The sequence below is a fragment of the Microbacterium aurantiacum genome (genome assembly GCF_040532595.1).
GTDB lineage: Bacteria > Actinomycetota > Actinomycetes > Actinomycetales > Microbacteriaceae > Microbacterium > Microbacterium chocolatum_B.
In genome coordinates this window covers 369,381-387,383 of sequence record NZ_JBEVYX010000002.1, presented here as the reverse complement: position 1 = coordinate 387,383, position 18,003 = coordinate 369,381, and the positions used below count along the sequence as shown (strand labels likewise).

16 protein-coding genes are annotated in these 18,003 nt (G+C 70.8%); all 16 read left to right on the top strand.

Features of this window, described 5'->3' with window-relative positions; all coding sequences use genetic code 11:
* The first annotated feature begins 27 nt into the window (after positions 1-27).
* The 16 genes from pyrR (at position 28) to metK (ending at position 17,968) form a co-directional block, all read left to right on the top strand.
* Positions 28-558: a bifunctional pyr operon transcriptional regulator/uracil phosphoribosyltransferase PyrR gene (gene pyrR / locus ABXJ56_RS14065; protein ID WP_354000349.1), complete on the top strand. Its 531-nt coding sequence runs from the start codon at positions 28-30 to the stop codon at positions 556-558.
* Positions 555-1,535 (top strand): aspartate carbamoyltransferase catalytic subunit, encoded by a 981-nt coding sequence (locus tag ABXJ56_RS14060; RefSeq protein WP_354000348.1) that lies wholly within the window; start codon positions 555-557, stop codon positions 1,533-1,535. Before pyrR ends, ABXJ56_RS14060 begins: the two co-directional genes overlap by 4 nt.
* Positions 1,532-2,866: a dihydroorotase gene (locus ABXJ56_RS14055; RefSeq protein WP_354000347.1), complete on the top strand. Its 1,335-nt coding sequence runs from the start codon at positions 1,532-1,534 to the stop codon at positions 2,864-2,866. The genes ABXJ56_RS14060 and ABXJ56_RS14055 overlap by 4 nt, the downstream gene beginning before the upstream one ends.
* Positions 2,863-3,372, top strand: coding sequence for a hypothetical protein (locus ABXJ56_RS14050; RefSeq protein WP_354000346.1), 510 nt, complete (start codon positions 2,863-2,865; stop codon positions 3,370-3,372). The genes ABXJ56_RS14055 and ABXJ56_RS14050 overlap by 4 nt, the downstream gene beginning before the upstream one ends.
* On the top strand, positions 3,369-4,523 hold the full coding sequence (carA, locus tag ABXJ56_RS14045) for a glutamine-hydrolyzing carbamoyl-phosphate synthase small subunit (RefSeq protein ID WP_354000345.1): 1,155 nt from the start codon (positions 3,369-3,371) through the stop codon (positions 4,521-4,523). The genes ABXJ56_RS14050 and carA overlap by 4 nt, the downstream gene beginning before the upstream one ends.
* Positions 4,523-7,810, top strand: a complete 3,288-nt coding sequence (carB, locus tag ABXJ56_RS14040) for a carbamoyl-phosphate synthase large subunit (protein WP_354000344.1) — start codon at positions 4,523-4,525, stop codon at positions 7,808-7,810. Before carA ends, carB begins: the two co-directional genes overlap by 1 nt.
* Positions 7,807-8,697 carry an orotidine-5'-phosphate decarboxylase gene (gene pyrF, locus ABXJ56_RS14035; protein ID WP_354000343.1) on the top strand — a complete coding sequence of 297 codons (891 nt, stop codon included), beginning with the start codon at positions 7,807-7,809 and terminating at the stop codon, positions 8,695-8,697. The genes carB and pyrF overlap by 4 nt, the downstream gene beginning before the upstream one ends.
* Positions 8,690-9,586: a guanylate kinase gene (gene gmk, locus ABXJ56_RS14030; RefSeq protein ID WP_354000342.1), complete on the top strand. Its 897-nt coding sequence runs from the start codon at positions 8,690-8,692 to the stop codon at positions 9,584-9,586. Before pyrF ends, gmk begins: the two co-directional genes overlap by 8 nt.
* 65 nt (positions 9,587-9,651) lie before the next feature.
* Positions 9,652-10,491 carry an ABC transporter ATP-binding protein gene (locus ABXJ56_RS14025; protein WP_354000341.1) on the top strand — a complete coding sequence of 280 codons (840 nt, stop codon included), beginning with the start codon at positions 9,652-9,654 and terminating at the stop codon, positions 10,489-10,491.
* Positions 10,488-11,531, top strand: coding sequence for an aliphatic sulfonate ABC transporter substrate-binding protein (locus ABXJ56_RS14020; RefSeq protein WP_354000340.1), 1,044 nt, complete (start codon positions 10,488-10,490; stop codon positions 11,529-11,531). Before ABXJ56_RS14025 ends, ABXJ56_RS14020 begins: the two co-directional genes overlap by 4 nt.
* Complete coding sequence (locus tag ABXJ56_RS14015; RefSeq protein ID WP_354000339.1) at positions 11,528-12,358, top strand: ABC transporter permease; 831 nt, start codon at positions 11,528-11,530, stop codon at positions 12,356-12,358. The genes ABXJ56_RS14020 and ABXJ56_RS14015 overlap by 4 nt, the downstream gene beginning before the upstream one ends.
* Before the next feature lies 1 nt (position 12,359).
* The gene (gene acs, locus ABXJ56_RS14010) at positions 12,360-14,393 is read left to right on the top strand and encodes an acetate--CoA ligase (RefSeq protein ID WP_354000338.1); all 2,034 of its coding nucleotides are present in this window, start codon (positions 12,360-12,362) and stop codon (positions 14,391-14,393) included.
* Between the two features lie 40 nt (positions 14,394-14,433).
* Positions 14,434-15,753 carry an O-acetylhomoserine aminocarboxypropyltransferase/cysteine synthase family protein gene (locus ABXJ56_RS14005; RefSeq protein WP_354000337.1) on the top strand — a complete coding sequence of 440 codons (1,320 nt, stop codon included), beginning with the start codon at positions 14,434-14,436 and terminating at the stop codon, positions 15,751-15,753.
* Complete coding sequence (locus ABXJ56_RS14000; protein ID WP_354000336.1) at positions 15,750-16,325, top strand: CoA-binding protein; 576 nt, start codon at positions 15,750-15,752, stop codon at positions 16,323-16,325. Before ABXJ56_RS14005 ends, ABXJ56_RS14000 begins: the two co-directional genes overlap by 4 nt.
* 90 nt (positions 16,326-16,415) lie before the next feature.
* Positions 16,416-16,670 carry a DNA-directed RNA polymerase subunit omega gene (gene rpoZ, locus ABXJ56_RS13995; RefSeq protein WP_354000335.1) on the top strand — a complete coding sequence of 85 codons (255 nt, stop codon included), beginning with the start codon at positions 16,416-16,418 and terminating at the stop codon, positions 16,668-16,670.
* 104 nt (positions 16,671-16,774) lie between these two features.
* On the top strand, positions 16,775-17,968 hold the full coding sequence (metK, locus tag ABXJ56_RS13990; RefSeq protein WP_354000334.1) for a methionine adenosyltransferase: 1,194 nt from the start codon (positions 16,775-16,777) through the stop codon (positions 17,966-17,968).
* The last annotated feature ends 35 nt before the right edge of the window (positions 17,969-18,003 follow it).

Below are 18,003 nucleotides of genomic sequence, written 5' to 3'. Positions count from 1 at the left end.
CCCGTGAGGCGGAGAAGGGAGCGGCGGATGAGCACACGTACCGTGCTCCACGAGGCCGACATCTCGCGCGCCCTGACTCGGATCTCCCACGAGATCCTCGAGTCCAACAAGGGGCCGGACGGGCTGATCCTCCTCGGCATCCCGACGCGGGGAACGACGCTCGCTCAGCGGATCGGCGCTCTCGTCGGCGACTTCGGCGGCGTCGCGGTCCCGGTCGGAGCGCTCGACGTCACCATGTACCGCGACGACCTCCATCGGAACCCGACCCGCACCCCGCAGCGGACCGACATCCCGTCCGTGGGTATCGACGGGCGCACCGTCGTCCTCGTCGACGACGTACTGTTCTCCGGCCGGAGCATCCGCGCGGCCCTCGACGCCCTCCAGGACATCGGACGCCCCGCAGCGGTGCGGTTGGCGACGCTCGTCGACCGCGGCCACCGGCAGCTGCCGATCCGCCCCGACTTCGTCGGCAAGAACCTGCCCAGCGCGAGGGAAGAGCGCGTCAATGTCCGGCTGCGTGAGGTGGACGGGGTCGAGGAGGTGACGATCGAGTCATGAGGCATCTCCTGGACACCCGCACCCTCTCGCGCGCGGACGCCCTCCGCATCCTCGACGTCGCCGAGGACATGGCCGACACGCAGCGCCGGGAGGTCAAGAAGCTCCCGACCCTGCGGGGCAAGACGGTGGTCAACCTCTTCTTCGAAGACTCCACCCGCACCCGCATCTCGTTCGAAGCCGCGGCCAAGCGCCTGTCGGCGGACGTCATCAACTTCTCCGCCAAGGGCTCCAGCGTGTCGAAGGGGGAGTCGCTGCAGGACACGGCTCAGACCCTTCAGGCCATGGGGGCGGATGCCGTCGTCATCCGTCACGGTGCCTCCGGCGCGCCGCGCACCCTGGCCACGAGCGGGTGGATCTCCGCGGGCGTGGTCAACGCCGGCGACGGCACCCACGAGCACCCCACCCAGGCGCTTCTGGACGCCTTCACCATCCGCAAGCGCCGCTTCGGCGCCGACAGCCGTGGGCGGGATCTCGCCGGCATCCGCGTGACGATCGTCGGGGACGTGCTGCACTCGCGCGTCGCGCGGTCGAACGTCTGGCTGCTCACCACCCTCGGCGCGCACGTCACCCTGGTGAGCCCGCCGACGCTGGTGCCGCAGGATGTGAGCCGCTGGCCGGTCGAGGTCTTGTACGACCTCGACGAAGCCCTCGCGCAGGAGCCGGATGCCGTGATGATGCTGCGCATCCAGCTCGAGCGCATGAACGCGGCGTATTTCCCCACTGAACGGGAGTATTCGCGGATCTGGGGCCTGGACGCCCGGCGAGCGTCGGCGCTCCCGGCCGATACGATGGTCCTGCACCCGGGCCCCATGAACCGGGGGTTGGAGATCTCCGCAGAGGCCGCCGACAGCGCGCGCTCGACCGTCCTCGAGCAGGTCGCGAACGGCATCTCGGTGCGCATGGCCGCGCTCTACCTGCTCTTGGCGGGCGCGGGACCCGACGACCGGAACGCCGCAGACGAGGAGAGCCCCCGATGACCCAGCCACCGACGACCGCCACCCCCGAACGGCTGGTCTTCCGCGGCGCGCGCGTCGACGGCGCGGCGACGGCCGACATCCTGGTCGCGGACGGTCTCATCGTCGAGGTGGGTCCGAACGTGAGCAGCAGCGGCGCCACCGAGATCGACGCGGACGGCCTCATCGTCCTGCCGGGCCTGGTCGATCTCCACACCCACCTGCGTGAGCCGGGCTACGAAGCATCCGAGACGATCCTGACCGGCTCGCGCGCCGCGGCCGCCGGCGGCTACGCGGCCGTCTTCGCGATGCCGAACACCTCGCCCGTCGCCGACACGGCGGGCGTCGTGGAGCAGGAGCTCGCCCTCGGCGAGGCCGCGGGGTTCGTCACGGTCCAGCCGATCGGCGCCGTCACGGTCGGGCAGAAGGGCGAGCGGATGGCGGAGCTCGGCGCGATGGCCGACTCCCGCGCGCGCGTCCGGGTGTTCAGCGACGACGGCTTCTGCGTGTGGGATCCGCTGATCATGCGCCGGGCCCTGGAGTACGTCAAGGCGTTCGACGGCGTCATCGCCCAGCACGCGCAGGATCCCCGGCTCACCGAGGGTGCCCAGATGAACGAGGGTGCGGTCTCGGCGGAGCTCGGACTCACCGGGTGGCCCGCGGTGGCGGAGGAGTCGATCATCGCCCGCGACGTGCTCCTCGCCGAGCACGTCGGTTCGCACCTGCACGTCTGCCACCTCTCCACCGCAGGCTCGGTGGAGATCATCCGGTGGGCGAAGAAGCGCGGCGTCGACGTGACCGCCGAGGTGACCCCGCACCACCTGCTGCTCACCGAGGAACTGGTGCGCGACTACGACCCCCGTTTCAAGGTCAACCCGCCGCTCCGTCGCGAGGAGGACGTCCGTGCCGTGCGCGAGGGACTCGCGGACGGGACGATCGACATCGTCGCGACCGATCACGCCCCGCACCCCGCCGAGGCCAAGGCCTGCGAGTGGGGCGCGGCGGCCAACGGCATGGTCGGTCTCGAGAGCGCGCTGCGCGTCGTCCAGCACGCGATGGTGGACACCGGCATGCTCACGTGGGCGGATGTCGCCCGGGTGATGTCGCGGGAGCCCGCCCGTATCGGCAGACTCCCCGGCCACGGCACGCCGATCACGGTCGGGCACCCCGCTCACCTCGTCTTCCACGACCCGGCTCCCACCCGCACCTTCGCCGCCGCTGATCTCGAGGGCCGGAGCGTGAACTCGCCCTACCTCGGCCGGGAGCTCCCCGGGGACATCCGCTGGACCGTGTACGGCGGCCTCGTCACCGTCGCCGACGGCGCGGTCCTCGATCGTCCGGGAGTCCGCTCGTGACCCGCGAGGGGGCCCTGCTGATCACCGTCGGCGTCGGAGTCCTGGTCGTCGCGCTCCTCGCGTGGGCCTGGCGACGGCGTACTCGACGGGATGCCGGCTGGTCGGCCCCCTTCGGCGTCCCTCCGGCCGGCGCCGCGCTCGCGGCATCCTTCCCGGTTCTGTATGTCGCCACGACGCGCCACGGCGAGCCGCTCGAGCGTCTCGCGGTGCGGGGACTGGGCTTCCGCGCCCGAGGCGACGTCGGCGTGTCCTCCGCCGGCATCGCCATCGAGCTGACCGGCCAGGCGCCGATCTTCCTCGCCGCACACCGTCTCACCGCGGTCACGCAGGCCACGGTCGCCATCGACCGCGTCGTCGAGCGGGACGGGCTCGTGCGGGTCTCCTGGCTCATCGACGACGACACGACGGTCGACTCCTACTTCCGCCCGCAGGATGCCTCGGCGCGAGCCCTCGCCGATGCACTGGGCGCCCTCCTTCCGAAGAACAAGACGGGACACGACGCATGACCTCTCCCTTCGACCTCGACCCCGCCGTCCTCGTCCTCGAGGACGGCACCCGGTACCCCGGCAACGCGTACGGAGCGCGGGGCACCACGCTCGGCGAAGTCGTCTTCGCCACCGGCATGACCGGCTATCAGGAGACGATCACCGACCCCTCCTACGCCGGTCAGATCGTGGTGCAGACCGCCCCGCACATCGGGAACACCGGAATGAACGACGAAGACCCGGAATCGCGCCGGATCTGGGTTGCGGGCTACGTCGTCCGGGACCCCTCCCGCGTCGTGTCGAACTGGCGCGCGGATGAGAGCCTGCCCGACGCGCTCGCCCGCGACGGTGTGGTCGGCATCAGCAACATCGACACCCGTGCCGTGACCCGCCGCATCCGCTCCGAGGGCAGCATGCGCGCCGGGGTGTTCTCCGGCGAGGCGGCGGGACTGAGCGAGGAGGAGCAGCTGCGCCTCGTCCGCGAGGCCCCGGACATGCGCGGACGCAACCTCTCCGCGGAGGTGTCGGTCCGCGAGGTCGAGGTGACCCGGGCGACCGGTGAGCGCATCGGGAACCTCGCGGTGCTGGACCTCGGCGTCAAGACGGCCACGATCACCAACCTCGCCGCGCGCGGATTCGATGTGCACGTGTTCCCTCAGTCGGCGACGATCGAGCAGATCCGCGCCATCGAGCCGGTCGCGGCGTTCTACTCGAACGGCCCGGGTGACCCGGCCGCGTCCGACCAGCACGTCGAACTGCTGCGCGCCGTCCTCGACGACGGGCTGCCGTTCTTCGGCATCTGCTTCGGCAACCAGCTCCTCGGGCGCGCCCTCGGCTTCGGCACCTACAAGCTGCCGTTCGGCCACCGCGGCATCAACCAGCCGGTGCTGGACAAGGCGACGGGGCGCGTGGAGATCACCTCGCAGAACCACGGGTTCGCCGTCGACGCACCCACCGACGGCGTCGTGGACAGCCCGAACGGATACGGGCGCGTCGAGGTGAGCCACATCGGGCTCAACGACGACGTCGTCGAGGGGCTCCGCGCGCTGGACATCCCCGCGTTCAGCGTGCAGTACCACCCCGAGGCGGCGGCGGGCCCGCACGACTCCAACTACCTCTTCGACCGGTTCCGCGACATGGTGCTCGCGGCCCACAGCAAGGACGAGAACTGATGCCCAAGCGCGACGACATCACGAGTGTCCTGGTGATCGGGTCCGGCCCGATCGTGATCGGCCAGGCCTGCGAATTCGACTACTCCGGCACCCAGGCCTGCAGGGTGCTGCGCGAAGAGGGCGTGCGCGTCATCCTGGTCAACTCCAACCCGGCGACGATCATGACCGACCCCGACTTCGCCGACGCGACCTACATCGAGCCGATCACGTGGCAGGTCATCGAGTCGATCATCGCCAAGGAGAAGCCGGACGCGATCCTCCCGACCCTCGGTGGACAGACGGCGCTGAACGCCGCGATCCAGCTCGACAAGCACGGTGTCCTGGAGAAGTACGGCGTCGAGCTCATCGGCGCCAACCTCGAGGCGATCAACAAGGGCGAGGACCGCCAGCTGTTCAAGCAGCTGGTGCTCGACTCGGGTGCGGACGTCGCCGACAGCCGCATCTGCCACACGATGGATGAGGTGCTCGCCGGCGCCGCGGAGCTCGGATACCCCCTGGTCGTGCGCCCCAGCTTCACGATGGGCGGCCTCGGCTCCGGCTTCGCGTACGACGAGCAGGACCTGCGCCGCATCGCCGGTGCGGGGCTGCGCGACTCCCCGACGACCGAGGTGCTGCTGGAGGAGTCCATCCTCGGGTGGAAGGAGTACGAGCTCGAGCTCATGCGCGACAACGCGGACAACGTCGTGGTCGTCTGCTCGATCGAGAACGTCGACCCCGTCGGCGTCCACACGGGCGACTCGATCACCGTCGCCCCGGCGCTGACGCTCACCGACCGCGAGTACCAGAAGATGCGCGACATCGGCATCGACATCATCCGTGCCGTGGGTGTGGACACCGGCGGCTGCAACATCCAGTTCGCCGTGGACCCCACCAACGGCCGCATCATCGTCATCGAGATGAATCCCCGCGTGTCGCGCTCGTCCGCCCTGGCGTCGAAGGCCACCGGCTTCCCGATCGCGAAGATCGCCGCGAAGCTCGCCATCGGCTACCGGCTGGACGAGATCCCCAACGACATCACCAAGGTGACGCCGGCGAGCTTCGAGCCCACACTCGACTACGTCGTGGTCAAGGTCCCGCGGTTCAACTTCGAGAAGTTCCCCGCCGCCGACACGACGCTCACCACGACCATGAAGTCGGTCGGCGAGGCGATGGCGATCGGCCGCAACTACGCCACGGCCCTCCAGAAGGCGCTGCGGTCGCTGGAGAAGCGCGGGTCGAGCTTCCACTGGGGCGAGGAGTCCCGTTCCGTGGAGGAGCTGCTCGAGGTCGCGGGGACTCCGACCGATGGACGCATCGTCGTGCTGCAGCAGGCCCTGCGCCGGGGGGCGACCCCGGAGCAGGCTTTCGACGCGACGGCCATCGATCCGTGGTTCATCGATCAGATCGTCCTCATCAACGAGGTCGCAGAGTTCGTCCGCACCGCGGCGGAGCTCGACGCCCGCGTGCTGCGCATCGCGAAGGAGCACGGGTTCAGCGACGCCCAGATCGGTCAGCTCCGCGGGCTCGACGAGGTCTCCGTGCGGACGATCCGTCACGGGCTGGACGTCCGCCCGGTCTTCAAGACCGTCGACACCTGCGCCGGTGAGTTCCCCGCCCTCACGCCGTACCACTACTCCAGCTACGACGCCGAGACGGAGGTGACCCCGTCCGATCGCACCAAGGTGGTCATCATCGGATCGGGTCCGAACCGGATCGGGCAGGGCGTCGAATTCGACTATTCGTGCGTGCACGCCTCGTTCGCGCTGTCGGATGCCGGTTTCGAGACGGTCATGGTCAACTGCAACCCCGAGACGGTCTCCACCGACTACGACACCTCCGACCGCCTCTACTTCGAGCCGCTCACTCTCGAGGATGTGCTGGAGGTCCTCCACGCCGAGGCGCAGTCGGGCACGATCCTCGGCGTCATCTGCCAGCTCGGCGGCCAGACCCCGCTGGGCCTGGCGAAGGGCATCGAGGAGGCCGGCTACACGATCCTCGGGACCTCGCCCGCGGCGATCGACCTCGCGGAGGAGCGCGGACTCTTCAGCGGCATCCTCGACGAGGCGGGCCTGGTGGCTCCGCGTCACGGTACCGCCATCGACGTGGAGGGCGCCGTCACCGTCGCCGAGGACATCGGCTACCCCGTGCTGGTGCGGCCGAGCTTCGTGCTCGGGGGCCGCGGCATGGAGATCGTCTACGACACCGACAGTCTCCGCGACTACTTCGTGCGCATCGCCGATCAGGCGATCATCGGCCCGGGGCTCCCCCTCCTGGTCGATCGGTTCCTCGATGACGCGGTCGAGATCGACGTCGACGCGCTGTTCGACGGCGAAACCCTCTACGTCGGCGGCGTGATGGAGCACCTCGAGGAGGCCGGCATCCACTCGGGGGACTCCAGCTGCACCCTGCCGCCGGTGAGCCTCGGGCGCACCGAGATCGACCGCGTCCGCGAAGCGACCGCCGCCATCGCGCGCGGTATCGGCGTCCGGGGGCTGCTCAACGTCCAGTTCGCCGTCAGCGCCGGCGTCCTCTACGTCATCGAGGCCAACCCGCGTGCGAGCAGGACCGTTCCCTTCGTCTCCAAGGCGCTCGGCATCCCGCTCGCCAAGGCCGCGAGCCGCATCATGGCGGGCGCGACCGTCGCCGAGCTGATCGCCGAGGGGCTCCTGCCCGAGCGCGACGGATCGCGCGTCCCCCTCGATGCGCCCGTCGCGGTGAAGGAGGCGGTGCTCCCGTTCAAGCGGTTCCGCACCGCGGACGGTCAGACCGTGGATTCGGTCCTCGGCCCTGAGATGCGCTCGACCGGCGAGGTCATGGGGATCGATCGCGACTTCCCGACCGCGTTCGCGAAGTCGCAGGAGGCCGCCTACGGAGGCGTACCGCTCAGTGGTCGCGTCTTCATCTCGGTCGCCGACAGCGACAAGCGCGCGGTGATCCTGCCGGCCCACCGGCTCGCCGAGCTCGGCTACGAGCTCGTGGCCACCGAGGGGACCGCAGAGATCCTCGCCCGCAACGGCATCCGCGTGACGGTGGTGAACAAGTACTCCGCCACGCAGGAGTCGGGGGAGACCAACATCGTCGACCTCATCAACGCGGGCGAGATCGACATCGTCGTGAACACCCCGTCCGGGGGGATGGCGCGCGCCGACGGCTACGAGATCCGCGCGGCCGCGGTCGCGGGCGACAAGGCCCTGTTCACCACGATGGCCGTCCTCGGCGCGGCGGTCAGCGCGATCCCCGTGCTCCGCCGCGGCTTCGCGGTCCGCAGCCTCCAGGAGTACGCCGTCGACCGGGCCGGACGCGCGTGAGTTCGTTCGGACGTCGCATCCGGGAGTCGCTGGACCGGTTCGGGCCGCTGTGCGTGGGCATCGACCCTCACCCGCACCTGCTGAGCGAGTGGGGTCTGAACGACACCCCGGCGGGCGTCCGGGACTTCGGGCTCCGCGTGGTCGAGGCGGCCACCGGGCGGGTGGGCGTGGTGAAGCCGCAGGTGGCGTTCTTCGAGCGGTTCGGCGCGGCGGGGTTCGCCGCGTTGGAGTCCGTGCTGGCGTCCGCCCGCGCGGCGGGGCTGATCGTCATCGCGGACGCCAAGCGCGGTGACATCGGGTCCACCATGGACGGCTACAGTGCCGCCTGGCTGACGCCCGGCTCGCCCCTCGAGGCCGACGCGCTGACGGTGAGCCCCTACCTCGGCCCCGAGTCGCTGCGCGCGACGCTGACCGGGGCGGTCCGACTCGGCAAGGGCGTGTTCGTCCTCGCCGCGACGAGCAACCCCGAAGCCGCCGCGCTGCAGACGGCGCGCACCGTCGACGTCGAAGCGGAGGAAGACCAGTCGGTCGCCCGGCGGGTCGCCCGCGACATCGCGTGGGTGAACGGCTCCGCGGCATTCGGCGGCGAGCTGGGCCCGATCGGACTCGTCGTCGGGGCGACCGTCGACCGGCACGAGTTCGGGCTGACCGACGACGTCCTCGCCGGGGCGCCGCTGCTGGCACCGGGCTTCGGCGCGCAGGGCGCCTCGCCGGCGGACCTGCCCCGGCTCTTCGGAGCCGTCGCCGCACACGTCCTCGCCTCGGAGAGTCGCAGCGTCCTCTCGGCGGGGCCCGGAGAACTGGCCGCCCGCATCGACGAGCGGTCCGCGCTGTACCGTGACGCCGGCATCACCCGACGCAGGAAGGGAGCGGCGGAAGATGTCTGATCCGCGTCGGCCACCCGAGGTTGACCGGGTCGCGGCCTCCCGTCGGGCCGTGGCCGCACGTCGCGAACGCGCCGCGCTGAAGAACGACGTGGCGACTCGGGTCATCACCCCGCAGGAGCTGCTGCGCCGCGCGCTGGACGCTCCCACCTCCCCGGCGGGTGCGATGCGCGTCACCGAATTCCTCACGAGCGTTCCGGCGATCGGCACCGGCAAACGCGATCGTATCCTCGCCGACCTCGGCATCTCGCCGGTGAAGCGGCTGGGCGGCCTCGGTGCGCGGCAGCGCGAGGCGCTGCGCGCGTTCCTCGACGCACGGTTCCCCGAGCCCAGCCCGCGGGCCGGACGCAGCCGTCTGCTCGTCCTCGCCGGCCCCACCGCCGTCGGGAAGGGCACGGTGGCGGCGCACATCAAGGCGCACCATCCCGAGATCCACCTCTCGGTCTCGGCCACGACCCGGGCCCCGCGTCCGGGCGAGGTCCACGGCGAGCACTACTACTTCGTCGATGACGCCGAGTTCGATCGTCTCATCGCCGAGGGCGACCTTCTCGAGTGGGCCACCGTGCACAACGCGTATCGGTACGGCACCCCGCGGGGTCCGATCGAGCGGGTGCTCGCCGAGGGCCGGACCGTCCTCCTGGAGATCGACCTGCAGGGAGCGCGTCAGGTCCGGGCAGCCGAGCCGTCGGCGACCCTCGTGTTCCTCCTCCCGCCGAGCTGGGACGAACTCGTCAACCGCCTCATCGGTCGGGGCACCGAGGGCCCGGAAGAACAGGCGCGGCGCCTCCGCACCGCCCGCGGGGAGCTCGCGGCGCAGGGGGAGTTCGACTACCGCGTGGTGAACGACGACGTCGCGCGGGCCGCCGCCGAAATCGCCGCTCTCGGATCCTGACGCCGCATTTCGTCACGTTACGTCCGTGAGGCGGGGGCGGTCGCGGAGTCGGCATGATCGAAGACGTGTCCACCCTCCTCGCGCCCGCCGTGCCCGCAGCGTCCGCGCAGACCGCCCGCGGCGTCGTCCGCCTGACCGGTCTGTCGCGCAGCTTCGCGACCCCGCAGGGGGAGCACGCCGTGCTGAGGGATGTGGAGCTCGATCTCGCCGCGGGGGAGATCCTCGCGATCGTCGGTCCGTCCGGATGCGGGAAGTCCACGCTCCTGAAGCTCCTCGGCGGCCTCGACCAGCCGACCCGGGGGACCATCACGCTGGACGCGTCCGCCGTCCGGGACACCGACGACCGCACCGCGGTGGCCTTCCAGGAGCCTCGCCTGCTTCCGTGGCGCACGATCGCGCAGAACGTCGCACTGGGCCTCCCGCGTGGGACGGCCAAGCGCGACGGCCGTGATCGCGTGGCCGACCTGCTCCGTCTCGTGGGACTGGACCAGGCCGCCGACCGCCGGCCCGCGGAGGTGTCCGGCGGAATGGCGCAGCGCGCGTCGCTCGCCCGTGCCCTCGCTCGCGGACCCGAGGTGCTCCTCCTCGACGAGCCGTTCGGAGCCCTGGACGCCCTCACACGTCTGCGCATGCAGGACCTGCTGCTGGACATCCACGCCTCGCGTCCCACGACCGTCGTCCTCGTGACGCACGATGTCGAGGAGGCGCTCTACCTCGCCGACCGTGTGGTGCTCCTGCGCACCCTCGGCGACGACCCCGAATCCGGTTCCGTCGCCCGCACGGTCGACGTCCCCGGCATCCGTCCCCGCGATCGTGCCGACCACGTCTTCGCGGACCTGCGCGCCGAGCTCCTCGAAGGACTCGGCGTCCCCACCCATCACCAGACTCTCGAGGAGACCCGATGAGCACCGTCATCCGCCGCACCGTACCCGCGATCGTCCTCGCCGGTGCGATGATGATGGCCACGACCGGGTGCCTCTCGGGTGAGAACGCCTCGGCGCAGGCCGACGGGGACGCCGCGGGCACCGCGTCGGAGTGGTCCACGGACACGCTGTCCCTCGACTTCGCCACCTACAACCCGCTGAGCCTGATCGTCCGCGACCAGGGGCTCATCGAGGACGTGCTCGGCGACGACGTCACCGTCGAATGGGTGCAGTCCGCAGGTTCGAACAAGGCCAACGAATTCCTGCGCGCCGGATCCATCGACGTCGGTTCGACCGCGGGCTCCGCGGCGCTCCTCGCGCGGGCGAACGGCTCGCCCATCCAGGTCATCGACATCTACTCCCAGCCGGAGTGGTCGGCCATCGTCGTCCCGGAGGGGAGCGACATCGCCTCCGTCGCCGACCTCGCCGGGAAGTCCGTCGCCGCCACCGCCGGCACCGACCCGTACTTCTTCCTCCTCCAGGCCCTCGAGACCGAGGGTCTGTCGATCGACGACATCGAGGTGCAGAACCTGCAGCACGCCGACGGACGCGCGGCCCTGGAGGCCGGCTCCGTCGATGCGTGGGCGGGACTGGACCCGATCATGGCGGCCGCGGAGGTCGAGTCCGGCGCTCAGCTGATCTACCGCAACGTCGATTTCAACTCCTACGGCTTCCTCAACGCCACCGAGAGCTTCCTCACCGACCACCCGGATGTCGCCCAGGTCGTCGTGGACGCGTACGAGGAGGCACGCGCCTGGGCCCTGGAGAACCCCGAGGAGACCGCCGCGCTCCTCGCCGAGGTCGCCGCGATCGACATCGAGGTCGCGAACACCGTCATCCAGGAGCGCTCCAACCTCGATGTCTCGGGCGTCCCCGGTGAGGCCCAGCTCGATGTCCTCCGCGTGATCGCGCCGGTCCTGGTGGAGTCGGATGCCGTGGCGGGAGGCGAGAGCGCCGTGAACGACGCGCTCGACACCATCATCAACGACACCTTCGCCGTGCAGGCGACCGAGGGGCGATGACCTCCGCACCCGCGCAGAACCGCACGACCCCGAACGCGACCGCGCGTCCGGGGTCGTCGGCGCGCGCGTTCTGGAGCCGCCGTTCGGTCCGCATCGTCGGGGGAGCGCTCGTCCCGCTCCTGATCCTCGCGGTGTGGCAGGCCGTCACCGTCTCAGGTCTGGTGCCGGCCTACCGACTTCCTCCGCCCGCCAGTGTCCTCGACGCCGCGGTGCAGCTGGCCGAGAGCGGTTCGTTGTGGATCCACATCGCCATCTCGGTTCAGCGAGTGTTCCTCGGGTTCGCCATCGGCGCGGTGATCGGCCTCGCCGTCGCCGCTGTCGTCGGGCTCACGCGGGCCGGCGATGTCCTGTTGAGCCCCACTCTGGCCGCCGTCCGGGCGATCCCCTCTCTCGCTCTCGTTCCGCTCCTGTTGCTGTGGATGGGCATCGGTGAGGAATCGAAGGTGACGCTGATCGCGATCGGGGCGTTCTTCCCGGTCTTCACCACCGTGAGTCTGGCGCTCCGCCAGGTCGACGCGCGCTCGGTGGAGATGGCCCGCTCGTTCAGCCTGCGCGGATTCGCGCTCTTCCGCACCGTGCAGCTCCCGGCCGTCGTGCCCTCGATCATGGCGGGTCTCCGGCTCGCCCTCGCCCAGGCGTGGCTCTTCCTCGTCGCCGCCGAGCTGATCGCGGCATCCATGGGCCTCGGCTGGCTCCTCACGGACTCCCAGTACAGCGGTCGGGTGGACCGCATCCTCCTCGCGATCGTCCTCCTGGCCCTCCTCGGCACCCTGAGCAACGGCATCCTGAGCATCGTGCAGAAGTACCTGCTCCGGCGGTGGATCTGACATGAGCGGAGTCGACGACGGGAGCAGCGCTCCCGGTTCCGAGGGGCGCCTGGCGGAGACCCGCGCCTTCCCGCCTCCGGTCGAGGTCTCCGCGCGGGCGAACGTGACCGCCGACGTGTACGACACGGCGGCAGCGGACCCGATCGCCTTCTGGGAGCGGGCGGCGGAGCGGCTCGCGTGGGAGCACCGCTGGGACACCGTCCACGAATGGGATCCGCCGGTGCGCGACGCGGAGGGGGAACTGTCGATCCCCGCGGCGCGCTGGTTCGTCGGCGGTCGCCTCAATGTCGCGGTGAACTGCGTCGATCGGCACGTCGCCGCCGGCCGCGGCGAGAAGGTTGCCCTGCACTTCGAAGGCGAACCCGGTGACCGGATCACCGTGACCTACGCCGACCTGCAACGTCGCGTCGCCCAGGCGGCGAACGCCCTCCTGGGCCTCGGTATCGGTCGAGGCGATCGTGTGGTCATCTACCTCCCGGTGCTGGTGGAGACCGTGGTGGTCACGCTCGCGTGCGCGCGCATCGGCGCGGTGCACTCGCTCGTCTTCGGCGGCTTCTCCGCCGAGGCGCTGCGGTTCCGCCTGGAGGACACCGAGGCGAAGCTCCTCGTCACCACCGACGGGCAGAACCGCCGCGGTGCCGCGGTCGAGGTCAAGTCCGCCGCCGACGAGGCGGCGGGCGGTCTCGCCCACCTCGAGCACGTCCTCGTCGTCCGCCGCACCGGGCAGGAGGTCCCGTGGACGGACGGGCGCGACGTGTGGTGGCACGACGTCGTCGACACCGCGTCGCCGGAGCACCGACCCGACGCGTTCGACGCCGAGCACCCGCTCTTCATCATCTACACCTCCGGCACGACGGGTCGGCCCAAGGGGCTCGTCCACACCTCCGGCGGGTACCTGACCCACGCGAGCTTCGCGCACTGGGCGCACTTCGACGCCCGCGAGGATGACGTGCACTGGTGCACCGCGGACCTCGCCTGGGTCACGGCCCACACGTACGAGATCTACGGCCCGCTCTCCAACGGGCTCACCCAGGTCATCTACGAGGGAACCCCGGACACCCCGGTCCGCACCCGGCACCTCGAGATCATCGAGCGGTACGGCGTCACGGTGTACTACACCGCGCCGACCCTCATCCGCACCTTCATGACCTGGTTCGGCCCGGAGCTGCCGGCCGGTCACGATCTGTCCTCGCTCCGTCTCCTGGGCACCGTGGGGGAGGCGATCAACCCCGCGGCGTGGGTGTGGTTCCGGCACGCGTTCGGCCGCGACGCCCTCCCCGTCGTCGACACCTGGTGGCAGTCCGAGACGGGCGCGGCCATGATCGTCCCTCTCCCGGGCGTGACGACCCTCAAGCCCGGCTCGGCATCCGTGCCCTTCCCCGGGATCGACGCCGCCGTCGTGGACGAGGACGGCCGCGAGGTGGCGCCCGGGCGCGCGGGAACGCTGGTCGTGCGGCGCCCATGGCCCGGCATGGCGCGCACGGTGTGGAAGGATGCCGCGCGCTACCGCGACGCATACTGGGCGCAGTACGCCGGCCACGGCCCTCACGGCGGCTACTACGTCGCCGGTGACTCCGCGACCGTCGACGCCGACGGGTACATCTGGATCCTCGGACGCCTCGACGACGTCCTCAACGTCTCGGGGCACCGCATGTCGACGATCGAGATCGAGTCCGCGCTCGTCGCGCACGAGAGCGTCGGCGAGGCGGGTGTCACCGCGGTCGCCGATCCGGTGACGGGCCACGCCGTCGCGGCCTTCGTCGTGCCCTCCGGAGCGGCCGACCCGCAACCGGCGGCGCTGCGGTCGCAGGTGGCGCGGGAGATCGGGCCCATCGCGAAGCCCCGTCACCTCATCGTCGTCCCGGAGCTGCCCAAGACCCGCTCCGGGAAGATCCTGCGACGACTCCTCGGACAGCTGTGGGAGGCTGAGCAGGATCGCCGCGCGGGCCGGGTCCCGGTGCCCCTCGGCGACACCACCTCCCTCCAGAACCCCTGGGCCGTCGCGCAGATCGCCGACGCCCTCGCCGACGCCTGAGCGGCACTTCCTCCCCGCACGTCCCCACAGAGAGAGCAGCATGAGCGACGATCACCGGTTCGGCTTCCGCACCCGCGCCCTGCACGCCGGCGGTACCCCCGACGCCGCCACGGGCGCCCGCGCGGTGCCCATCTACCAGACGACGTCGTTCGTCTTCGACGACGCCGCTGACGCGGGAAACCTGTTCGCCCTCCAGAAGTACGGCAACATCTACTCGCGCATCGGCAACCCCACCGTCGCGGCGCTCGAGGAACGACTGGCCTCACTCGAGGGCGGCATCGGCGCGGTGGCCACCGCGTCCGGGATGAGCGCCGAGTTCATCACCTTCGCCGCCCTCGTCGGCGCAGGTGACCACGTCGTGGCCTCCGCGCAGCTGTACGGCGGAACCGTCACCCAGCTCGACGTGACGCTGCGCCGCTTCGGGGTCGAAACGACGTTCGTCCCCTCGAGCGATCCCGCCGACTACGCCGCGGCGATCCGACCCGAGACGAAGGTGCTCTACGTCGAGACGATCGGCAACCCGTCCGGCGAGATCGCCGACATCGCGGCGCTCGCGGACATCGCCCATGCCGCCGGCATCCCCCTCGTCGTCGACTCCACGCTCGCCACCCCCTATCTCGCACGCCCCCTCGAGCACGGGGCCGACATCGTCATCCACTCGGTGACGAAGTTCCTCGGCGGCCACGGAACGACCCTCGGCGGCGTCGTGATCGAGAAGGGCACCTTCGACTGGGGGAATGGCAAGTTCCCGCAGATGACCGAGCCCGTGCCGTCGTACGGCGGCATCCGCTGGTGGGACAACTTCGGCGAGTACGGATTCCTGACACGGCTGCGCAGCGAGCAGCTGCGCGACATCGGCCCGGCGCTCAGCCCCCAGGCGGCCTTCCAGCTGCTGCAGGGTGTGGAGACGCTGCCGCAGCGCATCGACGCGCACCTGGCCAACGCACGCATCGTGGCACAGTGGCTGCGCGACGATCCTCGCGTGTCCTTCGTGACGTGGGCGGGTCTTCCGGACCACCCCCACCACGCCCGCGCCGAGCGCTACCTGCCGCTCGGGCCGGGCTCGGTCTTCGCCTTCGGCGTCCGCGCCGACGGCGACGACCCCGATGCCGGACGCCGGGCGGGGGAGGCGGTCATCGATGCCCTGCAGCTCGCCTCGCACCTCGCGAACATCGGCGACGCGCGAACGCTCGTCATCCATCCCGCGTCCACCACGCACCGCCAGCTGACCGCCGATCAGCTCGATCGGGCAGGCGTGCCCGCCGATCTCATCCGAATCTCGGTCGGTCTCGAAGACCCGGAGGACATCCTGTGGGACCTCGATCAGGCCCTCACCGCCGCGACGGGGGTGACCCGATGAGCGATTCCTGCGCCCTTCCGCAGCCGTCCGCCGGAGAGGCGTGCGCGCTTCCCGGTTCGCCCGTCGTCGACGCCGGCCGCACCTGGATCGGTCCGAACGCGCAGGAGCGGTTCGAGATCCTCCGCTCCGCCCGGTCGATCGCGATCGTCGGCGCCTCGGACAACCCGGCCCGCGCGAGCTTCTTCGTGGGCTCCTACCTGCTCGGAGGCGCTCCGTACGAGGTGTTCTTCGTGAACCCGCGCGCGACATCGATCCTCGGACGTCCCGTGTACCCCTCCCTGGCGGATCTGCCGTACCCTCCGGACATCGTCGACGTCTTCCGCCGACACGAGGACCTCCCCGGCGTCGCCCAGGAGGCCGTGGACGTGGGCGCGAAGGCACTGTGGCTGCAGCTCGGATCGTGGAACGAGGACGCGGCACGGATCGCCGAGGAGGCGGGACTGCGGGTCGTCATGGATCGCTGCGTCAAGATCGAGCACGCGCGCTTCCACGGCGGACTCCACCTCGCCGGATTCGACACCGGCGTCCTGAGCTCCAAGCGCCAGCTCATCAGTCGTCCGTCCGCGTCCTGACGGTCCGGCGCGGTAGACTTGTCCGATGCGCGTTCCGCCGAGCGCGCCGCCGACCTCATTTTCTCCATCCGCCGAACCGAGGAGGTTCCCATGGCCGGAACGAATCAGGGCATCATCGAGCCCCCCATCGACAGCCTTCTGGACAAGGTCGACTCGAAGTACCAGCTGGTGATCTACGCCGCCAAGCGCGCGCGTCAGATCAACGACTACTACTCCGACCTGCACGAGGGGAACCTCTTCGACAACGTGGGTCCGCTGGTCGACTCCACGGTCGAGGACAAGCCCCTCACGATCGCGATGCACGAGATCCACGAGGACAAGCTGCGGCTGCGTCACGCGGAGTGATCCCACTCCCGGTCGTCGTGTGACGTCCCGGTGCCCCTGATCGCGGCGGTGTCCGCGATCAGGGGCATACTTGTTCCCGCCCTGTTCCGCGATCTGGAGGATCGATGTCCGCCCTGCGCCTGTTCACGTCCGAGTCGGTCACCGAAGGGCATCCGGACAAGATCTGCGACCAGATCTCGGATGCCGTCCTCGATGCCCTCATCGCCCAGGACCCGGGCAGCCGCGTGGCGGTGGAGACGCTCGTCACGACGGGCCTCGTCCACGTCGCCGGCGAGGTGCGCACGAACGGATACGTCGACATCCCCGGTGTCGTGCGCGGCGTCGTGAACCGGATCGGCTACACCTCCAGCGACACCGGATTCGACGGTGACTCGTGCGGCGTGACGGTCTCGATCGGCGAACAGTCGGGCGACATCGCCGCCGGGGTCGACACCGCGATCGAGCACCGGGAGGGCGGATCGGTCGACCCGGCCGACGCGCTCGGCGCCGGTGACCAGGGCATCATGTTCGGTTTCGCCACCAACGAGACCCCGCAGCTCATGCCGACGGCGATCCACACGGCGCACCGTATCGCCGAGCGACTCTCCGAGGCGCGCCGCTCCGGCGCCCTTCCCTTCCTGCGCCCGGACGGGAAGACGCAGGTCACGCTCGGCTACGACGGGGTCGTGCCCCGCACGGTCGAGACGGTCGTGCTGTCGACGCAGCACCACCCCGACATCTCGCTCGCGGCTCTGCGCGCCGCCGTCCGGGCGGAGGTCATCGAGCCGGTGATCGCCGAGTCGGGCCTCGACATCTCGGGCACCGATTTCATCATCAACCCCGCCGGCCCCTTCGTGATCGGCGGTCCCAAGGGCGACGCCGGACTGACGGGTCGGAAGATCATCATCGACACGTACGGCGGCGCTTCCCGGCACGGCGGCGGGGCGTTCAGCGGCAAGGACCCGTCGAAGGTCGATCGCTCCGCGGCGTACGCGATGCGCTGGGTCGCCAAGAACGCGGTCGCGGCGGGGCTCGCCGATCGGCTCGAGGTGCAGGTCGCGTACGCCATCGGCAAGGCCGCGCCGGTGGGCATGTACGTCGAGACCTTCGGCACCGGCCACGTCTCCGACGAGAACATCACCCGGGCGATCCTGGAGGTGTTCGACCTGCGTCCGCAGGCGATCATCGACCAGTTGGACCTCCTGCGCCCGATCTACGCCCGGACGGCGGCGTACGGGCACTTCGGCCGCGAGCTCCCGGAGTTCACGTGGGAGCGCACGGACCGCGCCGACGATCTCCGCGTGGCCGCGGGCTTGTGAGCGCAGTGCCCGACCGGCTCCGGCCGAGAGGGTGC

What these genes read in the sequence shown, in the direction of transcription:
- ABXJ56_RS14000 (WP_354000336.1), top strand. Translation starts at nt 15,750, where the DNA reads ATGAGCGATTCCTGCGCCCTTCCGCAGCCGTCCGCCGGAGAGGCGTGC.
- ABXJ56_RS14060 (WP_354000348.1), top strand. Translation starts at nt 555, where the DNA reads ATGAGGCATCTCCTGGACACCCGCACCCTCTCGCGCGCGGACGCCCTC.
- ABXJ56_RS14015 (WP_354000339.1), top strand. Translation starts at nt 11,528, where the DNA reads ATGACCTCCGCACCCGCGCAGAACCGCACGACCCCGAACGCGACCGCG.
- carB (WP_354000344.1), top strand. Translation starts at nt 4,523, where the DNA reads ATGCCCAAGCGCGACGACATCACGAGTGTCCTGGTGATCGGGTCCGGC.
- carA (WP_354000345.1), top strand. Translation starts at nt 3,369, where the DNA reads ATGACCTCTCCCTTCGACCTCGACCCCGCCGTCCTCGTCCTCGAGGAC.
- rpoZ (WP_354000335.1), top strand. Translation starts at nt 16,416, where the DNA reads ATGGCCGGAACGAATCAGGGCATCATCGAGCCCCCCATCGACAGCCTT.
- ABXJ56_RS14055 (WP_354000347.1), top strand. Translation starts at nt 1,532, where the DNA reads ATGACCCAGCCACCGACGACCGCCACCCCCGAACGGCTGGTCTTCCGC.
- acs (WP_354000338.1), top strand. Translation starts at nt 12,360, where the DNA reads ATGAGCGGAGTCGACGACGGGAGCAGCGCTCCCGGTTCCGAGGGGCGC.
- gmk (WP_354000342.1), top strand. Translation starts at nt 8,690, where the DNA reads ATGTCTGATCCGCGTCGGCCACCCGAGGTTGACCGGGTCGCGGCCTCC.
- ABXJ56_RS14020 (WP_354000340.1), top strand. Translation starts at nt 10,488, where the DNA reads ATGAGCACCGTCATCCGCCGCACCGTACCCGCGATCGTCCTCGCCGGT.
- ABXJ56_RS14005 (WP_354000337.1), top strand. Translation starts at nt 14,434, where the DNA reads ATGAGCGACGATCACCGGTTCGGCTTCCGCACCCGCGCCCTGCACGCC.
- pyrR (WP_354000349.1), top strand. Translation starts at nt 28, where the DNA reads ATGAGCACACGTACCGTGCTCCACGAGGCCGACATCTCGCGCGCCCTG.
- metK (WP_354000334.1), top strand. Translation starts at nt 16,775, where the DNA reads ATGTCCGCCCTGCGCCTGTTCACGTCCGAGTCGGTCACCGAAGGGCAT.